This window comes from Daejeonella sp. AP26, assembly GCF_056680515.1.
Window position 1 is genome coordinate 3,204,796 of the sequence record NZ_CM155286.1, and the last position, 18,928, is coordinate 3,223,723.

An 18,928-nucleotide genomic window follows, 5' to 3' on the forward strand; every position below is an offset into this window, starting at 1 on the left:
CATGGAGAACAACGAAAACAACAATAGAGTAAAAACAAGGTATGCTGATTCAGAATTGCAGGAGTTCAAAGACATCATCCTTGAAAAACTGAGAGTAGCCAGGGAAGAACTTGGTTTATTAACACAATCTTTAAGTAGCCCGAATACGAACGGAACAGATGATACTGCGGGAACTTATAAGACTCTAGAGGATGGGTCTGCAACGTTAGAGAAAGAATCAATAAACCAATTAGCGTCCCGTCAGAAGAAGTTTATCGAGAATTTGGAAAGCGCATTGGTACGCATAGAAAATAAAACTTATGGCGTTTGTCGCGAAACGGGCAAACTTATTCCAAAAGAACGTTTACGTGCGGTTCCGCATGCAACTTTAAGCATGGAGGCTAAACTCAAGCAGGGATAAATGAAGGGGTATACCAAACCGTTTCTGGCGGTTATTATAATTTTAATAGCCGACCAGGTGCTTAAGTTCTGGATTAAGCTGAATATGTCCCTTGGACAAGAGTTTAAGCTGCTTGGCGACCGCGTGCTTATTCATTTTACGGAAAACAATGGAATGGCATTTGGGATGGAGTTCGGCGGTGAGGCCGGTAAACTGGCGTTAACGCTTTTCCGTATTGCTGCGGTCTGTGCAATTGGCTATGCAGTCGTCTACATGGTGAAGAAGAAATACCATCGTGGCCTGATAATTAATGTGTCACTTATCTTTGCAGGAGCTTTAGGAAACATTATTGACTCTTCGTTTTACGGGCTAATATTCAGCGAGAGCAGTTACTATCAGCCCGCAGTACTATTTCCTGCCGAAGGCGGTTATTCTAGCTTATTCCACGGTAAAGTGGTTGATATGTTCTATATGCCTATTCTGCAGGGCATCTATCCTTCCTGGTTTCCTTTTTGGGGTGGTCAGGAATTTATCTTTTTCCGCCCGGTGTTTAATATCGCTGACTCGGCAATATCAATCGGTGTGATCATGATCCTGATTTTTCAGAAAAGGTATTTTAAAGAAGAGAAGAAAGAAGAATTGTATCCCCACAGCGAAGTGATCGAAGAATAAATACAATGTCCAAATAGGTAGCTATGCAAATGTGCAAATGCCTGCGACTTTATCACAAATAATGAATTGACTCCCGTTCTCAAAAACGGGAGTTTTTTTCTGCAGATGCATCACACTATCACAATTACAATTCATTTGCACATTCGCACATTTGCACCTCCTGCTTATGGAATTGGCATGAATATTACATCCTAAAGAAAAGTCAAATACTTAAAACACCATTTATATGAAAAAAATATTAGCCGTTGCGCTCTTAAGCGTTTTCACCCTTTCCGCCTTCTCACAGAACATTGATACCCGTCGCAAAATAGAAGTCACCGGTTCTGCCGAAACAGAAGTCACCCCGGACATTATTTATATCTCAATCTCTTTAAAGGAGTATTTTAAAGACAATAATAACCGTAAGAAAGTAGAGATAGAAGAACTGGAACGTCAGCTGCAAACCGCTGTAATTAATGCCGGTATACCAAAAGAGAATTTTACCATTAACAATATTTCAAGCTATACCGACTACTGGACTAAAAAGAAAGACCCGAACTTTCTGGCTAGTAAACAATATCGAATAAAGGTTTCCGAGCTTACAAAGCTAAATGATATTATTTCTGCTGTTGATCCTAAAGGCATCGCTTACAGCAACATTGATGGTTATGACTATTCTAAAATAGAGTCCTTAAAAAAGGAGTTGAAGGTAAAGGCACTCGTGGCGGCCAAGGATAAAGCCACCTACCTGGCCGCGGCAATTGGTCAAAAAGTTGGGTCGGCAATAGAAATTCAGGAGATTAACAATGAGTATTATCCGCAGCCAATGTACCGCGCGAATACCATGATGAAAGCTGAAATGGCTGATGCGAATCAAATGCCTGATATCGATTTCAAGAAGATCAAACTCAACTACCAGATGAGGACAGTGTTTGAAATTCAGTAATTATTACCTAGAGTCTAAAAAAGCCCTTTGAGCAATCAAAGGGCTTTTTTAATTGCAATGTAGGCGGATAGAATAGAGCTATACAACATAACTCCCCATTTCATTTACTTGTATCAACTCAACAATATTTACTCTTTGCTATGTAAATTCTTAACTTCGAAACACAACATAAGGATATGGATACGCTGGTTGAAAAAAGAAATGATGTTCCTTCTAAAAAAAAACTCTTTTACAGCATCAGGCCTGAGTTGCGTGATTACCTGCTTAAGTACGATCGGGAAGTAAAACTACCTGTACAATATTCTGACCTGCTCCGCTTTAACCTGAAAACACCGTTACGCGACAAGGAAGGGAATGATACTCTATGGCATACCGTATTCTATGATGAACGCGAGATGTCGGAACTGTTTCCAAACCTTACCCATATCTATGCATTACTTAATACTGATGGCGACGTTAAAGTAATGGAGCACTTATCGGTAGCACGAATTGATTATTGCCTGTTCGGAAATTCGAAACCATTTAGGGTAAGGATCATTAACAGGCTAAATGATAACTACGACCATTTTTACGTTAAAGTTGCTGATGCTTCGCGAGTTTACGGGCTAGAGCTGGAACATATATTATCACCTAACCGCATTACCTATTTAACCGATAACAATACCTTAATTGAAGAACACATAGCGGGGCTTCCTGGTGATGTCTTCATTGATCATTACATCACTAACCAATCAAAATTTAACCAGATACGGATCAGTAAAGAGTTCATTAAGTTTAATGAACGGTGTTTTGTAAGACTGCTTGGCGATATGCGCTCATACAATTTCGTAGTCGACATTACGCCGGATATAGAGGGTAATCAATATCGTATCAGAGCGATAGATTTTGATCAGCAATCATATGAAGGGAAGCTAAGGCTATACTTACCGCATTACTTCAAGGAGAACATAAAACTGGTTCAGCTCGGAATGAAGCACATGACTGAAAAAAGCATGCTGCAATATCAGGAGGAAGAGCGTACACTGGTTTCTCATCGCGTTCGGTCCGCTCACTACCGCTTAAATGACCTTTTCAATGTAATGTGTATTGATCATATCTCGCCGGTTGAGAAAGTAATGCAGTTAGGCGAAGAACTCTCAAAACACCACAATAACCCTGTCTTTAGTCGCTGTATCACTATGGGACAAATCGTTTACGAACTCCTGAATTTGATCGTCGGCAAACGATTGAGCTTATAACTGAGGTCGGATACACCCAGGATTCATCATGATATCTATCCCTCTGGCTTAATTATTGAAATTAAGAATCAATTTTAGAGTAATTGTGGAATTGAGGTCGCAACAGCTGATCCTTCTATTAAGTTGAACCAAAAAGTTTAAACAATCATTAATGCAGACAGCAAATAATTCAAAGATCAAGTGGGTAGAATGGGTGTCACATCTCATGGATGAACAATTCAGAATTCCGGGGACCAGCTTTAGGTTCGGACTTGACCCCATATTAAACTTAATCCCTGTGGTTGGCGATCTTTCAGGATTTGCTGTCTCAGCAGCACTTGTTGCAACAATGGCTAAACATGGTGCCAGTGGTAAAGTCTTGACATTAATGGTTCTAAATATAGTTTTGGACGCTACAATAGGAGCTATACCCATATTAGGCCAAATTTTCGACTTCACATATAAAGCCAATACCAGAAATATCAAGTTGCTAAGAGCACATTACGCTGAGGGCAAACATACAGGAAGTGGCAAAGGGGTTATTTCAATGATTGTTATTGTACTAATACTCTCATTTGTTCTGATCACTTTCGCTGCCTGGAAGGTACTGGAATGGCTATTGAGCCTTTTTTAAATAAGAAAGCCATTGAGCTATCAACGGCTTTCTCTATTGTTAGGCAGAAAAGGGTCTTAATATACATAACTGTTTTTACTCCGGTTATCTGATATTCTTTCATCTTGAACCCGGTCTTTGTTATGCTTTAAGTCCAGACTGATATACACCTCAGTGTCATCAATACCGCAGGCCATTTGCATAGGTTCACGGGTTATTTTGAAATAAGTATCATACCCAATGGGCAGACTTTCCAGTTGCGGTTTGACTTTGACGGGGGTTAATGTGATATTTACGGATGCTATGGCCTTAGAAGTAGTTTGAGTCTTAGCGAGGCAGTAAGTATAACCTCGTTCAATCAGAAATCCTAATAGGTGAGGAGTCAAAACTGTTTTCATAACGTATGGATTTAGTGTTCGGTTTTAGGTTTATAGCTTAAGTAAATATATCTATATTATACCCCTGTGTAAAGAGTGTTAATACTCAAAAGCGTTGCGGTAAGTACGCGATATTTATCTTAAAGCTTTCTATCAATAGTTTAGCAAAAACTTACCCCAATGTGTACAGTCTCGCACCAACAACTATAGAAAACACCAAACACCCAAAAGAGAGAGACTAATTTCTCGGGTAACAAATATATTAAATTAATACAAACAAACAAGACTTACTTTTCTATCTATAATCTTTTTCGCAGAGTAATTTTCTTACAATAAAATAGGTTTTTACGATGCTGGAAAGCATAAGAAATATTACAGGCGTAGAAGAAATTAGAAATTATTTAATAATACCACTCCTGAAAGCATGCATTATTAAGGCTGCGGAGTTGGGAACTCCGGTTTTCTCAATCAGGCTTTGCCGATGACCTTCGACAGTACGCCGGCTGGTAAATAGCTTTTCTGCAATTTCATTGTTCGTGAAACCTTCGGCAATCAGTTTTAATACTTCTAACTCACGCTTGGTAAAGTCATTAAATCCATCAATATCGGCCTGAGTGGCTTCGTGAGTAGATAATTTGGCGAACATTCGCAGACTGAGCTCCGAACAAATATATCGCCCACCCGCCATAACGTGTTTTAAAGCGAAGATCAATTCATCCTTGCTTACGTTTTTTAATAAATAACAGTGTGCTCCGGCATTAAATGTTTCAGCTACATACTTTTCATGATCTGACATGGAAAGTATGACAATCTTTAAATTCTGAAAATTCGAGCTTAAGTATTTAATTAGTTCATTACCCGTCATTCCGGGCATGTTGAGATCAGCAACAATTAGATTTACACCGGCTCCTTCCTCAAGAATACGTATCGCTTCCTTTCCGTTTGCAGCCTCTCCTATTACCTTGATGTTCGCTTCGTTATCGAGCAAGGATTTAATACCGTTTCTAACGATGTTATGATCTTCAGCTAATAATACACTTATCAAAATATAGAAAGATTTTAAAATACAGGTTCCTCAATATAAATACCGGTAGAAAGTTTTCGAAAGCAAATATGGAATTAGTTAGACACATCAAGGTATGTATTTATACCTGTTTAGAAAAATACTTATCATTTCCCGACTAATAATAGAGCGGAAAATACGTATGTAAATATAACAGTAAAACTTCGTTATAAGTTTTACCATTAAGTAGCCAGGGAATTGCTAAATGGTATGTAAGGATTTAGATATATTCAAATCCTGTATATGGCACTAATACAGAAGGAATTCTTATCCCATGTTCAGTTTGGTTGTTTTCAAGGAGCGATGCCACAATACGGGGCAAAGCAAGTGCACTTCCGTTAAGGGTATGGGCAAGTTGAGGCTTTCCTTCCTTTCCCTTATAACGGAGTTTTAACCGGTTACTCTGATAATTCTCGAAATTAGATACGGACGATACCTCCAACCAGCGAGCCTGCGCCGCACACCAAACTTCCATATCATATGTTTTGGCGGAAGTAAAACTCATATCGCCGCTACACAGGCTTAGTACACGGTAAGGCAATTCGAGGGCTTTTAATAATGACTGCACATAAGTACTCATCTCCTCAAGGATATCATAGGAATTGTCGGGGTGAACAACCTGCACAATTTCAACTTTATCAAACTGATGTAAACGATTTAATCCCCGAACATGTGCTCCGTAGGAACCCGCTTCTCTGCGAAAGCATGGGGTATAAGCACAATTCTTTATAGGTAATTCCTCTTCCTTAACAATTACATCTCTATACAAGTTGGTCACAGGCACCTCAGCAGTAGGAATCAGATAAAGGTTATCAATACCAACGTGGTACATCTGTCCTTCTTTATCGGGTAATTGCCCTGTCCCAAAGCCTGAAGCTTCGTTCACAACAATCGGCGGCTGTATTTCGCGGTAGCCCGCTGCCGAGGCCTGGTCTAAAAAGAAGTTAATTAAGGCCCGCTGCAATTTGGCTCCTTTCCCTTTATAAACCGGGAAGCCTGCACCGGCAATTTTGTTGCCCAGCTCAAAATCTATAATATCATATTTTGTAGCAAGTTCCCAGTGCGGCAATGCATTCTCCGGCAGCTCCGGCATTTCACCATATTCATAGGCAACTACATTCTCTTCGGGAGTTGATCCATCAGGGACAGATTGGTGGGGTAAGTTCGGAAACTGCAGTAACAGATTTTGAAGTTGAATTTCCTTATCGGCGAGTATGTCACGAAGTTGGTTTGTTAATTCCTTGGTTGAAGATGTTCTTGCTTTTACTGCTTCGGCTTCCTCCTTCAGCCCCTGGCGCATCAGATCGCCAATTTGCTTCGCGCTGGCATTGGCTTCTGCCACCAAAGACTCTAATCGGGTTTGCGTGGCCCGGCGTTCTTCATCCAGCAAAATAGCCTGATCTATCAATTCTGGCTGTTTAAACTTCTTGAAAGCCAAACGTTCCAAAACTCTGTCTCTATTTTCGCGGATATAACTAACTTGCAACATCGGATTTCTTAATTTTTTGACAAAGATATAAACAGTTCGGAGTTTGAAGTTTAGAGATGACATTTTTAGTGTTCTCTGCAAATTCCTGTTCAACCCCTTTAATACCCCATGACCGGCAAACTTTATCTGGTACCCACTCCGATTGGCAATCTGGAAGATATGACCTTCAGAGCTATACGTGTATTGAAAGAGGCAGATCTTATTCTTGCGGAAGACACCCGCACCAGTGCACCTCTGTTAAAGCATTTCGGAATCGAAAAAAAGGTTTTCTCACATCATCAGCATAATGAGCATAAGTCCGTAACAGAAATTGTTCGCTTTCTGAAAGAAGGCCAACAGATTGCGTTAATTTCCGACGCCGGCACACCCGCCATTTCTGACCCCGGCTTTCTGCTGGTGCGGGAGGCTATTAAAAATAACCTGCAGGTGGAATGTCTCCCAGGCGCAACCGCCTTTGTTCCCGCCCTGGTTAACTCTGGCCTATCAGCCGACAGGTTTACATTTGAAGGGTTTCTTCCCGTAAAAAAGGGGCGTCAAACGCGCCTTAAAAGCTTGATCGAAGAAGAAAGGACAATGATCTTTTATGAATCTCCCCACCGGTTATTGAGAACCCTGGAGGAATTTGGCCAATATTTTGGAGACCAAAGGCAAGCATCCGTATCACGTGAATTAACTAAGATGTTCGAAGAAACAGTAAGAGGAACCTTCGCATCCATCAAATTGCATTTTGAGACCAATACTCTAAAGGGAGAATTTGTAATTTGTGTTGAAGGGAAGGTTAAAGAGCAAAGAATAAAAAGCAAAGACAATCAAGCGATTTCAGATAAAAGTACTAATCATTAAATAATCGAAAATGTTAATAGATCAATATATAACCGACGATCAGGATCCTAAAACTACAGAAAAGGTTATAGGAAAACTTCGTGACATGCTTACCTCTGGTGAGGCCATTGTATATCTGGCCATCCAAAAAAAGCCGGCCGTTACCCTGATTCCTGATTGCATTGCTGTTACTAACAAGCGACTGATCTTTTGCCTCCCGGAAAATCTTGGCCTGACCACCAATTTTATCACCTTCACCTGGGAAGATATTAAGGAAGTATCCTTCAAAGAAGAGTTTTTTGGCAGCAAATTCATCGCTGTGCCTCAACGTGGCGAAAACGTTGCAATAGATTATATTCCAAAAGTGCAGGCGCGGAAGCTTTACCAGTTTTCAAACGAACAGCTTGAAAAACAAAAAGAATTGAGTCGCAATACAAACTTTGAAGAGAGAAAGCCAATAAGCGAACTGGCGGAGGATCCTGAATACGCATCGTACACCGAAATCGAAAAGGAAGAAATTCCATATCTCAGTCAGCATTCTTCTCCCGAATCAGCGCCGGAAGCCGATGATGAGGTCACCTTAAAATTGAAAAAGTTGAAAAATCTTTTCGAGAAACAACTCATCACTCAGGAAGAATACGAGAGTAAGAAAGCTGATATTTTATCCCAACTATAAGCGCAGGTGAAGAAAAATTATGCCTATGCGCTGTTAAGTGCTTTTTTACTCTGGCTTTCCTGGCCCCCTATGCCATTCACTGCGCCTCTGTTATTTGTTGCACTTGTTCCTCTATTGCTGGCAGTGGAAAACATTTTAACCCGGGATATATTCCCAAAGGGACGAAAGATTTTCCGCGTCAGTTTCTTATGTTTTGTCGTCTGGAATACAGCTTGCATTTTCTGGGTATTTAATTCTCTTCATGCAGTAATGCCTACCTGGATGGCTGCAATTATTTCCATTATACCATTCGGATTAGGCGCGTTGCTAATGGCAGTAGCATTCTGGTTGTATTATAGGATGCGTCGTATCAGCAGTCGATGGTGGAGTTATATAGCGCTTGTGTGTTTCTGGATGGGTTATGAATATCTGCATCAAACCTGGGACTTGTCATTCCCATGGATGAACCTTGGAAATGGTTTCGCCGGCATGCATTCGGTGGTACAATGGTATGAGTTCACTGGAGTCTACGGCGGCACATACTGGGTATTAATGTCGAATATCCTGGTATTTGAAACCTTTCTTGCTTTTAAGGCATCACCCAAACTCAACAAACATCACTGGCAACTGATATCGCGTTCGGCATTACACATCCTCGTTCCGATGGTGATTTCCCTTTTTATGTATTATAGATATCAGGAGAAACCAAACCCTGCTAATGTGGTGGTAGTGCAGCCCAATATTGATCCGTATGCAAAGTTCTCATCTTTAGCATCTTCAGAACAAGTAGCTACTTTAATAAGACTGTCAGATTCTTTGGGGCAGCCGAATACAGAATACTTTATATGGCCGGAGACAGCTATCCCGGAATATACAAATGAGGCCTCGATACGAACAGATCGCAATTATAACTTAGTAGCTCAATTTCTGTTTAAGTATAAAAATGGGAATGTAATCTCGGGTATCTCGAGTTATGCAGTTTTTGACTCGCTGGTTTCATCCTCAGCCAGTTTTGAAGAGGGTCTTGGAGCATATGTCGATAAATACAATGCTGCTATACAGATAGAAAATTCGCCAGAAGTGCAGTTCTATCATAAATCTAAATTAGTTCCGGGAGTTGAACAAATCCCATTTTCGGCGTTAAGCTTCTTACAACCAGTTTTTTCCGGCTTTGGAGGAGGCGGCAGTTATGGTAGCCAGCCAAAACCTTCTGTTTTTTACTCACAAGGTGGTATCGGTGCTGCACCGGTAATTTGCTACGAGTCGATCTGGGGAGAATACGTTGCGGATTACGTCCAGCAGGGCGCACAGTTCATCGCCATCATTACTAATGATGCCTGGTGGGGAAATACACCCGGCAAAGACCAGCATCTCTTATATGCCAAATTAAGAGCAATAGAAACAAGGCGCTGGGTAGCTCGTTCGGCAAATACAGGAATTTCAGCTTTTATAAATCAGCGTGGTGATATTGTTAAACGGTCCGGATGGTGGAAAACCGATGCTTTAAACGCGGATATCAACTTAAACGACGAGCAAACTTTCTATGTTAAGCACCAGGATTATATCGCTATTGCCGGCTGCGTCGGAAGCGTAATATTTGGGATGTTTATAATTATCCGTTTGTTTAAAAGAAAGAAAGCTCTTACAATGCACCAGATTTAAACCAAATCTTGTAAATTGATCATTGAACGAATAATCCACCCTTAAATAACCATCAAATGAGTAATGATCGTCGTAAATTTCTACAGCATCTAAGCGGCCTTGCTGGCTTGGCAGTACTGCCGGGCGTGTTCAGTGCCTGTTCCCCGAAAGTGAACTCCCAGGCTAATCTCGCAGCTAAATACCCCTCTGATTTATTCTTTGACATCTCCCTTGCACAGTGGTCGCTTCACAAGGCATTTTTTGCAAAGGAAATTGACCCGCTTGACTTCCCCGTTATTGCTAGAAAGCAATATGGCATCGGTGCGGTAGAGTATGTAAATGCTTTTTACAAAGACAAGGCAACAGACACTGCCTATTTGAATGAACTATTGAAACGCTGTAAGGACAATGATGTGAAAAATCATTTGATTATGTGTGATGGGGAAGGCAACCTGGGAGAACCGGACGAAAAGAAACGACTAACTGCAGTAGAAAACCATTATAAGTGGGTAGATGCTGCCAAGTATTTAGGTTGTGCAACTATTCGGGTTAATGCTTTCGGCGTAGGTACCAGGGAAGTCGTACATCAGGCTGCCGTTGATGGCTTAAGTCGCTTAAGTGAGTACGCAAAAAAAGAAAACATCAATGTAATCGTAGAAAACCATGGGAGCTACAGTTCTGACGGAACGTGGTTGTCATCTGTAATGAAGGAAGTGAATAAACGAAATGTAGGTACGTTGCCTGATTTCAATAATTTCTGCGTAGAACGCGAAGGCGGAAAAGAATGGGGCGGACAATGTATCAAAGAGTACGACCGCTATAAAGGAACGCTTGAAATGATGCCTTTCGCGAAAGGCGTGAGCGCTAAAACCATTGATTTCAATGAGAACGGTGACTGTGTAGAAACCGACTATTATAAGATGCTGAAGATCGTTAAGGATGCAGGCTTTAAAGGATATATTGGGATTGAGTATGAAGGAGAAAAGCTTTCAGAACCAGAGGGAATAAAGAAAACAAAGGAGCTACTGCACAAGGTAGGCTCCGGTCTTTCTTAAGTTAAAATGCACCAAATAAGAAAAAGCTGCTTAAAGCAGCTTTTTTTATTTAACAAGCACTCAAATACCCAACCTATTTTATCGGATCGTGATTCTCAATAGTCAGAACTGAAAACTTCCAAATCCCATCCTCTCCTCTTTTAAAGATGAAGTTATAGTTGCCTGATGATCCAATTGGAGCCTGATCGGGTGGCGTTAAGGTTAATGACCAGGTTCCGGCCAGATAGCCCAGATCTCCTGATGCCCCTGAACGTTCACTTTTCCCATTAAGATTGCTGGTATGAGGCATTTGTCGGATAACAAAATTTTTTGCCACCTCCTCCTTACCTTTATATATCGCGCGACCACTAATCATGATCACATCATCTGTGAACATGGAAATTACAGCGGCGGAGTCTTTTTTGTTCCACGCGTTATAAAGTGCAGTGTTTAAAGAATCTATTGAAGCAACTGAAGCTGCATCTGCAGAAGCGCTGTTTCTGTCGTTTGTACTTTGATTACATGCTGCCAGCAAGACTGCAGATAGAATGATAAAAGCAAGTTTTTTCATCTTGGTTAATTGTTTTGTTACTAAATATAGCACAATAACCGTAAAAGGAAAAAACTCCCTAACTCAAATATTTCCCTACAATCGGAATTCTGCGGCCCATACCAAAAGCTTTGGGCGACACCCTCAATATTGGCGGGGCTTGCTTGCGTTTAAATTCTGCTACATTAACCATTTTCAAAACTCTGCATACGAGGCTCTCTTCAAAGCCCTGTGCAATAATACTGGCTGAACTTTTCCTGAGTTCTATATATTGAAACAGGATTTTATCTAAAACATCATATTCTGGCAGAGAATCGGAGTCTTTTTGTCCGGGCCGAAGTTCTGCAGAAGGTGGTTTAACAATACTGTTCAATGGGATGATTTTTTGGTCCCGGTTGATATATTCAGCCAACTTATAGCATTGAGTTTTATAAACATCTCCCAATACGCCTATAGCACCCGCCATATCCCCGTACAGTGTGCCGTAACCGACAGCGCATTCGCTTTTGTTGGACGTATTTAGTAAGATGTAGCCGAACTTATTAGACATGGCCATCACCGTGATAGCACGACAACGAGCTTGTATGTTCTCTTCAGCAACATTAAACGGAAGATCCTTGAATACTGGCTTCATCATGTTTTCAAAAGCCGAAGCCGCCTCCTTTATCGGAATAATCTCATGCTTGCAACCCAGGTTTTCGACCAGATCAAGAGCATCTTTCAACGAATGTTCAGTGGAATATTCTGACGGCATTAAAACTGCCATGACATTTTGAGGCCCTAAAGCTTCCGCGGCGAGCGCACAAACAAGGGCCGAATCAATACCACCTGATAATCCCAGCACTGCTTTGCTGAATCCTGATTTGTCAAAGTAGTCCTTAATCCCCATCACCAGCGCATTATGAATCTGCTCAATATCATTCTGCGGATTGTGAACAACAGGTTGATAATGCTGAATTTTGCCGTCGGCGAACTCGTAGATCTTCACCTCTTCACGGAAATAGGCCATCTCATCAAGAAGCAGCCCTTCATTATCAAACGCAAGTGAACCACCATCAAAAATAATCTCTGTTTGAGCACCTACATGGTTCACATACAACAGGGGAAGATTGTATTTTCTGCAGTTATCGCTCAGGATCAGCACCCGTTCTTCATCGTGATTATAAGAGAAAGGTGATGCGGCAATATTGATCATCAGTACCGGATTCTCTTTAATAAGCTCATCCATGGGCTCATCCAGATACATCGGGTTATCATTGATGTTCCAAAGATCTTCGCATATTGTCAGAGCAATCGTCTGACCCATAAATTGAATGCAACTGAACTTAGCAGCGGGTTCAAAATACCGGTACTCGTCAAACACATCGTAGTTAGGAAGCAAAGCCTTATGCGCTACCGACTTTACCTTTCCATCTTCAATAAAATATGCTGAATTAAATAAATCCTTTCCCTGAACTTTCGGATTGGCCGTTGGCAAACCAATAATGCAAGCAATACCATTACAGACTTCAGTTATTTTATCAGCAGATTGCTTACACAGCTCAACAAATTCGGTGAACTCCAGAAAATCAGCTGCGGGGTAACCACATACTGAAAGTTCTGGAAATACGATGAGATCTGCTCCCTGTTGCTTAGCATCATGAATTGCAGCTATGATCTTTTGGGTATTCGAATCGAAGTTGCCAATATGGAAATTGAGCTGTGCGAGTGCTATTTTCATTGTTTAATTTATTGGGTACTCACTCCTGAAACAAGGCGAACTGACCTAGAAAAAAATCCCCAGGTTTAATGCGATGTATGAGTTCTTTGCTTTTGCTTCACCATCAAAAACATCGGTAAAACCATTACTGTATGTCAATCCGGTAAGCAAATTCATATTTTCACCCATTTTCCATTCAGCACCTCCGCCTAAAACCAAACCGGCTCTGAACATATTTACCATATCGCCAATGTCTTTGTTTTTCTCGTCTGGGGTAGCAGCGTTAGTAAACATAATATCTTGCTTGCTGCCAATGTTAATTCCGGTGTTTATACCAAACTGGCCATAGAAGCGTCTGTTATCAGTTTCAATACTTTTTAACTTAAGTGTCAAAGGAACTTCAAGATATTGAAGTTTATAAATAGAGGTGCTAACTCCCGGCTCAGCGGCTTTAGCGTTTAGTGTACTGACAGTTAAAGCAGTCGAAAAATAATAATTATCAGAAAAAGGGATATCAGCTAATACTCCATAAGAAAAGCCAGTCCGCATTCCGTCAGGCTCAATCGCGGGTGTTTGACCCGAAGGAAACGTAAGCCATCCAAATGTAGGTGATGTGGTAAAGCCCAGCTGCACCTTATTGCCTTCTGTGTACTGTGCATTGGCTAATAAAGGCGCTAAAAAAATAGCCAGGAAAAGTAGTCTGTTCTTCATGTAATGTTGCTTAAAAAAAATTTAAATAGTTTGAAATAATTGTATGGATGCAAAAACCATTAACATCGTTTCATATTTTCGCTGTCTAAACAGAAATGATGAAGTTTAAAAGATGCCCGCGAATCTACCTGATTTTTCTCACATGCCTTTCAATAGCTTCCTGCAAAAACGAAAAGGAAGTTGATTTGAGCCACATTAAGGTTAATCTTTCAATTGAACGGTTTGATAAAGAGCTCTCCACGCTAACGCCCTCGCAGGTTTCTGTTAAAGCTCCGCTGCTAAAGCAAAAATATGGCCACTTTTACGCCGATTTTATGGAGAGCATCCTCGGTGTTGGACCTGTTACTGACACTTTATACTATCCGCAATTAAGGGCTGTATTGAATAATCCAGACTACAAGGAACTGGCCTCCGAAGTGTCACGCACCTTTCCCGATCTGCAGGATCAGCAGGATGAACTTACCGAAGCCTTCAAGCATATCAAATACTATTACCCTAAAACAAAACCACCCCGCCTGATCTCATTTTTCTCTGGCTTTTCCGTTCAAACCCCGGTAGGGAATGACTATATCGGCATTGGTTTAGACATGTTTCTGGGCCGTCAGTCAAAATTCTATCCGGCGCTGCTACAAAGTATTCCGCAATATATTTCCAGAAGATTTACTAAAGAAAATATTACGCCACGTATTGTTGAAGGCTTTATCAGAGAAGATATGTTTCCGGATATTGATTCAGATCGCTCACTGCTGTCTAAAATGATCTATAACGGGAAGATACTTTACATGTTGGATGCGGTAATGCCGGGCATAGCTGATAGCTTAAAAGTGGGATATACCTCTGGACAGATCGATTGGGCACGAACTAATGAACCCGGAGTATGGGCTTATTTTCTCCAGAATAACCTGCTGTATGAGACAGACTATATTAAGTTTCAAAAATATCTTACAGATGCACCCTTCACGCCCGGTATGGGCGACGACTCTAAATCTGCTCCCAAGTTAGGAGTATACACCGGCTGGCAGATTGTTAAAAAGTATATGGAGCGTAATTCGGAAGTTACCTTGCAGGAGTTGATGAAAGAAACCGACTCCCAAAAGATCTTGAACGGCTCCAAGTATAAGCCACGGTAATTTGTTCTGAAGGTGGCTGCTACAAGAAAAAGGCTCATACCGCGAATGCGATATGAGCCTAAATAAAATCGATAAAGCAATTATCTCATAATATCCAGCACAGCCTTTATAGAGACCACAATTCCAATAACAAACAGAATATTAGAAACGATGTCAATAAACTGCCATGTACCTGTAAAACGAAGCATCACACCAACCAGCCCAATAATAATTCCGATAGTCATTAGCCGATAATGACTAGTGGCATTAGCGTTGTCTGTATGTGCGCTCTTAGTATATGTTTCCTTTAAGTTTTCCATCTTACCTTTTTGATGGCGCTAAATTACAAATCTATTTCAGAAAAGATGAACACAAATTGCGGAAAGCAGTTGCATTTGTTATTGCCTGACTATTTCGTAATCGGTTAGTTTAATGTACTGGTCCGCAGTCTTAAATATCCAGGCACCTTCTGCTTTCCCTTCCGTTATTATTTCCATTTTTTTCACGAGGATTTTTTGCTCTTTTATTTCCAGGAACACACCTGGCCTTGGCGAAAAAGCTGCCACCCGGCGTTGCAACTCTTTTCCGGTTTGTTCCAAATCAAACTTGCAAAGTTCAGATGGTACCTGCCCACGATAGCCTGCCTCTTCATTAGCCTCAATAGGCCGAAGATCCTCCAAGTCGCCATTTTGGAAAAAAACTGGTAAAGCGCCGACCATTGCTTCGGCTACTTTATTAAATAGCGATTCAGATGTTTCATCTTTGTCCAACTTTATCTTCTCTTTAATGAATACTTTTCCCTGGTCGACCTTATCGGTCATTTGATGAATGGTGTATCCTGTGAAGGCTCTGTTTTCATACACGGCCCATTTCCAAGGAATGGGGCCTTTTTCTTCTGGCAGTAACCCGCCATGAAAATTGATAGCCCCCATTGGCGCAAGTTCTAATAAGTTTTTAGGAAATATCTGATGATAGCCCACCACAATAATTCTATCAATGGAATAACTTCGCAATTCTTCAATAAACGAAGCATCCTTAACCGATTCAGGGCGGATATAACGTATTTGATATCGGTCACATAGTTCCACAGCCAAATTATGATAAGAGGATTCAATAGGCGGAAAAACCACTACTTCTGGAAAAGCTTTCACTTTTTCGAGAACATTCAGACCATCCATTAGTAACTTATGGATGCCAAACAATGCAATCTTCATCTTGTAAACCTAATAAAGTTTACAGAAAAAAAATGTTTAAGAATCTATTTTTTTTTCAAACACTTGGCTTTCTTAGATGCAGTGCAACAGCAGCTTAGTCGGACAGAATTGAGCTGAGAAGTGAAGGTGAATCCGCAAAAACACAATTGGCTCCACATTTGTTCAGAGAACGTAAATAGAATATCCCTGATACACCTATAATTTGTGCTTATGTGTTAATCTCAAAAAGTTAATACTTTTAGGCAACAACAATTAACTTAAAACATGTCTCAAAGTAAAAAAAAGATCCTCATTTCTTGTAGTGCCCCTTCATCGCTAATTAAATTCCGTGGGAAACTAATTGAAGAACTAGTAAAAAACAATAAGGTGTACGTTTTTACCCCCAAAATCACGGATGAAAAAATGAGGGTGAAACTGACCCAGATGGGTGTTGAGATTTTCGAAAATTCGTTACAGCGAAACAACATTTCTATAGTTTCCGATTTGAAATATGTGCTTTCTTTAGGCCGAACCATTCGTAAAATTCAGCCTGACGTATTTTTTTCGTACACTTTTAAGCCCCTGATTTTTGGTTCAATTGTAGCCTCGTTAATGAATGTTAAAAACAAAGTGGCCATGTTAACTGGTTTAGGATACAGTTTTACGGATACAGGCAAGAGCACCGGCAAATCAATTACACAAGCGTTGCTGAAATTTAGCTTAAAACTTAACCGGGACCTGAAGATCGTTTTTCAAAACCAGGATGATCGGCAGGAGTTGCTTTCCAAAAACATAATTGATCAAAAAAGCAGAACATATATTGTAAACGGGTCTGGCGTAGATCTCGATTTTTACGAGTACTCTAAGCCTGAGGAGAATAATATTCGGTTTTTGCTTATTGCCCGGTTAATTAAAGCCAAAGGTGTTCAGGAATTTTATCATGCTGCCAAAATTATTCACGAGAAATATCCGTCCGCCAAGTTTAGCATCGTTGGCTCGTACGATAATAGCCAGATAGATAGCATAGATTCGAACTTGCATCAGGAGATTATTAATAGCAACTTTATCGATTATACTGGCTGGGTAGATGACGTCAGACCATATATAGTAGATTCTTCAGTTGTTGTACTCCCATCATATAGAGAAGGCACGCCGCGGTCGATTTTAGAAGCAATGGCCATGGGGCGTGCGGTAATAACAACAGATACACCTGGCTGCCGGGAGACTGTGAATACCGACCCGATATTAGTTAACGGTCATCTTGTACCGATAAAGAATATCTCAGAACTCGTTTCCAAGATGGAATCGTATATATTAAATCCGAGCGACCGCTTAAAGGATGGCATTAACGGCAGGGCTTACGCTAAAGAAAAGTTTGATGTTCACAAAGTAAACCAGCAAATGCTGTCGATTTTATTGCCAGAAAATTAGATGAATTCCCTTACTAACGAGCGTTACCCCCGGAGTTAAACATAATCATGATGTATAAACATTTTTTTAAGAGGCTGCTTGACTTCATCTTTGCTATTGTAATTTTCATACTGGTCTCTCCGATTTTCTTAATAACGATACTTATCTTGAGCATTTATTATCGTGACAACCCATTTTTTACGCAACTCCGCCCAGGTTTAAACGGCAAAATTTTCCGGTTGTTAAAATTTAAATCCATGGTCAATAAGTATGATCACCGTGGAGAATTGTTGCCTGATGCTCAACGAATAACTGCAGTCGGAAAATTATTGCGGAAAACATCTCTGGACGAGATGCCGCAGCTAATTAATGTAATGGCAGGTGATATGTCGTTTATTGGCCCGCGGCCATTACTAATTGAATACCTACAATATTATACTGAGCGTGAAAAATTGCGTCATCATGTAAGACCTGGAATAAGCGGTCTTGCGCAGGTTTCAGGCAGAAACAATATAGATCTGCCTCAAAGGCTCGAATTAGATGTTCAGTACGTTGAAAACCTCTCGTTTGCAAATGATTTTAAAATTGCGCTAAAGACAATCCAAAATGTGTTGAGCGGAAAAGACATCACCATTATCACTTCAGACAAAAGACTTAAAGACTATCGACCTGAAGATCCAAATTTGAAACGAAACGTGGAGATTCAATAATTAAACTCACAGAGGGTCACTAACCAAGTTTCATATAGAAATGATCAAATCGAAGATATTTATCTGCATTCGATGAAAATTCCGGATATAAAGATTAAAGTACATGGATAATTAATGAACATGTCCAAAGACTGAAATTTCAATATTTCCAAAAACACTTATTTGCCAACACCTGTTTTAGATCTATACTTACACATCTATTGAAAACTACTGACATGGCAAAGTATTCGAAAAAAGCACAGGATAAGGTGGAAGAAACTATGCATGAAATGAAGGAAGGAAAGCTTAAAAGCGGCTCGGGTAAAAAAGTAACCAACCCTAAACAAGCTGTGGCCATCGGCCTGAGCGAAGCCCGCAAAGAAGGTGCAAAAGTTCCTAAAAAGAAGGAATAGCAATTTTCAACTTTTATCTGCTAAGCTCGCTGCAGTTGCAGACCAGATTCTCATTACGTCCTGTAAACTGCGCTGTAATATCACACAGCATTGCCTTTCCTTTATTCTGGCTGAAAGGCGTTTCCGCCCGTCTCAGAATAGCTTACAACATTTAATAACCCAATGCGCCACTGAAGTACTACTATTTACGCACCATTTGAGTAGTCAGGAATTTCGTTCAGGGGTGGTTGAAGTTCAGCTCAGGTTTGATGATAATTTTCGATCGTC

The 18,928-nt window shown here is 40.5% G+C and carries 21 protein-coding genes; 13 read left to right on the plus strand and 8 right to left on the minus strand.

The window, feature by feature from the left end; genetic code table 11:
* Position 1 precedes the first annotated feature (1 nt).
* From AC1MCB_RS13695 to AC1MCB_RS13715, 5 genes are all read left to right on the plus strand, one after another.
* Positions 2-400, plus strand: a complete 399-nt coding sequence (locus AC1MCB_RS13695; RefSeq protein WP_479965270.1) for a TraR/DksA family transcriptional regulator — start codon at positions 2-4, stop codon at positions 398-400.
* A complete protein-coding gene (locus tag AC1MCB_RS13700) occupies positions 401-1,051 on the plus strand; it encodes a lipoprotein signal peptidase (RefSeq protein WP_479965271.1) in 651 nt (216 codons plus the stop codon).
* Between the two features lie 226 nt (positions 1,052-1,277).
* A complete protein-coding gene (locus AC1MCB_RS13705; protein ID WP_479965272.1) occupies positions 1,278-1,976 on the plus strand; it encodes an SIMPL domain-containing protein in 699 nt (232 codons plus the stop codon).
* Positions 1,977-2,152: 176 nt separating this feature from the next.
* Entirely contained in the window at positions 2,153-3,214 is a 1,062-nt protein-coding gene (locus AC1MCB_RS13710; protein WP_479965273.1) for a hypothetical protein, read from the plus strand.
* 151 nt (positions 3,215-3,365) lie between these two features.
* Entirely contained in the window at positions 3,366-3,827 is a 462-nt protein-coding gene (locus AC1MCB_RS13715; protein ID WP_479965274.1) for a DUF4112 domain-containing protein, read from the plus strand.
* A gap of 56 nt (positions 3,828-3,883) precedes the next feature.
* Here AC1MCB_RS13715 and AC1MCB_RS13720 read toward each other — a convergent pair whose 3' ends face one another.
* From AC1MCB_RS13720 to serS, 3 genes are all read right to left on the minus strand, one after another.
* Positions 3,884-4,204, minus strand: coding sequence for a hypothetical protein (locus AC1MCB_RS13720; protein ID WP_479965275.1), 321 nt, complete (start codon positions 4,202-4,204; stop codon positions 3,884-3,886).
* 376 nt (positions 4,205-4,580) lie between these two features.
* Complete coding sequence (locus AC1MCB_RS13725) at positions 4,581-5,228, minus strand: response regulator (protein WP_479965276.1); 648 nt, start codon at positions 5,226-5,228, stop codon at positions 4,581-4,583.
* A gap of 238 nt (positions 5,229-5,466) precedes the next feature.
* The gene (gene serS, locus AC1MCB_RS13730; RefSeq protein ID WP_479968741.1) at positions 5,467-6,735 is read right to left on the minus strand and encodes a serine--tRNA ligase; all 1,269 of its coding nucleotides are present in this window, start codon (positions 6,733-6,735) and stop codon (positions 5,467-5,469) included.
* 108 nt (positions 6,736-6,843) lie between these two features.
* On the opposite strand from serS, the gene rsmI reads away from it, so the two are divergent.
* Genes rsmI through AC1MCB_RS13750 form a run of 4 tightly spaced genes read left to right on the plus strand, consistent with a single transcriptional unit; the run spans position 6,844 to position 10,908 of the window.
* Complete coding sequence (gene rsmI, locus AC1MCB_RS13735) at positions 6,844-7,578, plus strand: 16S rRNA (cytidine(1402)-2'-O)-methyltransferase (RefSeq protein WP_479965277.1); 735 nt, start codon at positions 6,844-6,846, stop codon at positions 7,576-7,578.
* 10 nt (positions 7,579-7,588) lie between these two features.
* On the plus strand, positions 7,589-8,233 hold the full coding sequence (locus tag AC1MCB_RS13740) for a PH domain-containing protein (protein ID WP_479965278.1): 645 nt from the start codon (positions 7,589-7,591) through the stop codon (positions 8,231-8,233).
* A gap of 6 nt (positions 8,234-8,239) precedes the next feature.
* Positions 8,240-9,874, plus strand: a complete 1,635-nt coding sequence (gene lnt, locus AC1MCB_RS13745; RefSeq protein WP_479965279.1) for an apolipoprotein N-acyltransferase — start codon at positions 8,240-8,242, stop codon at positions 9,872-9,874.
* Positions 9,875-9,930: 56 nt separating this feature from the next.
* Positions 9,931-10,908: a sugar phosphate isomerase/epimerase family protein gene (locus AC1MCB_RS13750; protein WP_479965280.1), complete on the plus strand. Its 978-nt coding sequence runs from the start codon at positions 9,931-9,933 to the stop codon at positions 10,906-10,908.
* A gap of 73 nt (positions 10,909-10,981) precedes the next feature.
* On the opposite strand, the gene AC1MCB_RS13755 is transcribed toward AC1MCB_RS13750, so the two are convergent.
* From AC1MCB_RS13755 to AC1MCB_RS13765, 3 genes are read right to left on the minus strand one after another with little or no spacing between them, the layout of a single operon-like run.
* Entirely contained in the window at positions 10,982-11,458 is a 477-nt protein-coding gene (locus tag AC1MCB_RS13755) for a YybH family protein (RefSeq protein ID WP_479965281.1), read from the minus strand.
* A gap of 58 nt (positions 11,459-11,516) precedes the next feature.
* Complete coding sequence (locus AC1MCB_RS13760; RefSeq protein ID WP_479965282.1) at positions 11,517-13,157, minus strand: NAD+ synthase; 1,641 nt, start codon at positions 13,155-13,157, stop codon at positions 11,517-11,519.
* Positions 13,158-13,202: 45 nt separating this feature from the next.
* Entirely contained in the window at positions 13,203-13,847 is a 645-nt protein-coding gene (locus tag AC1MCB_RS13765; RefSeq protein ID WP_479965283.1) for a porin family protein, read from the minus strand.
* A gap of 98 nt (positions 13,848-13,945) precedes the next feature.
* Between AC1MCB_RS13765 and gldB the strand changes: the two genes are divergently transcribed.
* The gene (gene gldB / locus AC1MCB_RS13770) at positions 13,946-14,977 is read left to right on the plus strand and encodes a gliding motility lipoprotein GldB (protein ID WP_479968742.1); all 1,032 of its coding nucleotides are present in this window, start codon (positions 13,946-13,948) and stop codon (positions 14,975-14,977) included.
* A gap of 80 nt (positions 14,978-15,057) precedes the next feature.
* Here the strand turns inward: gldB and AC1MCB_RS13775 are convergent, their stop codons facing one another.
* Complete coding sequence (locus AC1MCB_RS13775; RefSeq protein WP_479965284.1) at positions 15,058-15,276, minus strand: hypothetical protein; 219 nt, start codon at positions 15,274-15,276, stop codon at positions 15,058-15,060.
* A 78-nt stretch (positions 15,277-15,354) separates the two neighbouring features.
* Positions 15,355-16,170, minus strand: coding sequence for a methionyl-tRNA formyltransferase (locus tag AC1MCB_RS13780; RefSeq protein WP_479965285.1), 816 nt, complete (start codon positions 16,168-16,170; stop codon positions 15,355-15,357).
* Between the two features lie 264 nt (positions 16,171-16,434).
* Between AC1MCB_RS13780 and AC1MCB_RS13785 the strand changes: the two genes are divergently transcribed.
* The 3 genes from AC1MCB_RS13785 (at position 16,435) to AC1MCB_RS13795 (ending at position 18,661) form a co-directional block, all read left to right on the plus strand.
* Positions 16,435-17,580, plus strand: coding sequence for a glycosyltransferase family 4 protein (locus AC1MCB_RS13785; protein WP_479965286.1), 1,146 nt, complete (start codon positions 16,435-16,437; stop codon positions 17,578-17,580).
* 50 nt (positions 17,581-17,630) lie between these two features.
* Positions 17,631-18,269, plus strand: coding sequence for a sugar transferase (locus AC1MCB_RS13790; RefSeq protein WP_479968743.1), 639 nt, complete (start codon positions 17,631-17,633; stop codon positions 18,267-18,269).
* Between the two features lie 215 nt (positions 18,270-18,484).
* Complete coding sequence (locus tag AC1MCB_RS13795; protein WP_479965287.1) at positions 18,485-18,661, plus strand: DUF6496 domain-containing protein; 177 nt, start codon at positions 18,485-18,487, stop codon at positions 18,659-18,661.
* The last annotated feature ends 267 nt before the right edge of the window (positions 18,662-18,928 follow it).

Bases quoted from the DNA above. Each gene is read 5' to 3' on its own strand.
- AC1MCB_RS13780 (WP_479965285.1), bottom strand. From the start codon at position 16,170: ATGAAGATTGCATTGTTTGGCATCCATAAGTTACTAATGGATGGTCTG.
- AC1MCB_RS13710 (WP_479965273.1), top strand. From the start codon at position 2,153: ATGGATACGCTGGTTGAAAAAAGAAATGATGTTCCTTCTAAAAAAAAA.
- gldB (WP_479968742.1), top strand. From the start codon at position 13,946: ATGAAGTTTAAAAGATGCCCGCGAATCTACCTGATTTTTCTCACATGC.
- AC1MCB_RS13785 (WP_479965286.1), top strand. From the start codon at position 16,435: ATGTCTCAAAGTAAAAAAAAGATCCTCATTTCTTGTAGTGCCCCTTCA.
- AC1MCB_RS13705 (WP_479965272.1), top strand. From the start codon at position 1,278: ATGAAAAAAATATTAGCCGTTGCGCTCTTAAGCGTTTTCACCCTTTCC.
- AC1MCB_RS13695 (WP_479965270.1), top strand. From the start codon at position 2: ATGGAGAACAACGAAAACAACAATAGAGTAAAAACAAGGTATGCTGAT.
- AC1MCB_RS13775 (WP_479965284.1), bottom strand. From the start codon at position 15,276: ATGGAAAACTTAAAGGAAACATATACTAAGAGCGCACATACAGACAAC.
- AC1MCB_RS13740 (WP_479965278.1), top strand. From the start codon at position 7,589: ATGTTAATAGATCAATATATAACCGACGATCAGGATCCTAAAACTACA.
- AC1MCB_RS13750 (WP_479965280.1), top strand. From the start codon at position 9,931: ATGAGTAATGATCGTCGTAAATTTCTACAGCATCTAAGCGGCCTTGCT.
- serS (WP_479968741.1), bottom strand. From the start codon at position 6,735: ATGTTGCAAGTTAGTTATATCCGCGAAAATAGAGACAGAGTTTTGGAA.
- AC1MCB_RS13790 (WP_479968743.1), top strand. From the start codon at position 17,631: ATGTATAAACATTTTTTTAAGAGGCTGCTTGACTTCATCTTTGCTATT.
- rsmI (WP_479965277.1), top strand. From the start codon at position 6,844: ATGACCGGCAAACTTTATCTGGTACCCACTCCGATTGGCAATCTGGAA.
- AC1MCB_RS13765 (WP_479965283.1), bottom strand. From the start codon at position 13,847: ATGAAGAACAGACTACTTTTCCTGGCTATTTTTTTAGCGCCTTTATTA.
- AC1MCB_RS13760 (WP_479965282.1), bottom strand. From the start codon at position 13,157: ATGAAAATAGCACTCGCACAGCTCAATTTCCATATTGGCAACTTCGAT.
- AC1MCB_RS13795 (WP_479965287.1), top strand. From the start codon at position 18,485: ATGGCAAAGTATTCGAAAAAAGCACAGGATAAGGTGGAAGAAACTATG.
- AC1MCB_RS13720 (WP_479965275.1), bottom strand. From the start codon at position 4,204: ATGAAAACAGTTTTGACTCCTCACCTATTAGGATTTCTGATTGAACGA.
- AC1MCB_RS13700 (WP_479965271.1), top strand. From the start codon at position 401: ATGAAGGGGTATACCAAACCGTTTCTGGCGGTTATTATAATTTTAATA.
- AC1MCB_RS13715 (WP_479965274.1), top strand. From the start codon at position 3,366: ATGCAGACAGCAAATAATTCAAAGATCAAGTGGGTAGAATGGGTGTCA.
- AC1MCB_RS13755 (WP_479965281.1), bottom strand. From the start codon at position 11,458: ATGAAAAAACTTGCTTTTATCATTCTATCTGCAGTCTTGCTGGCAGCA.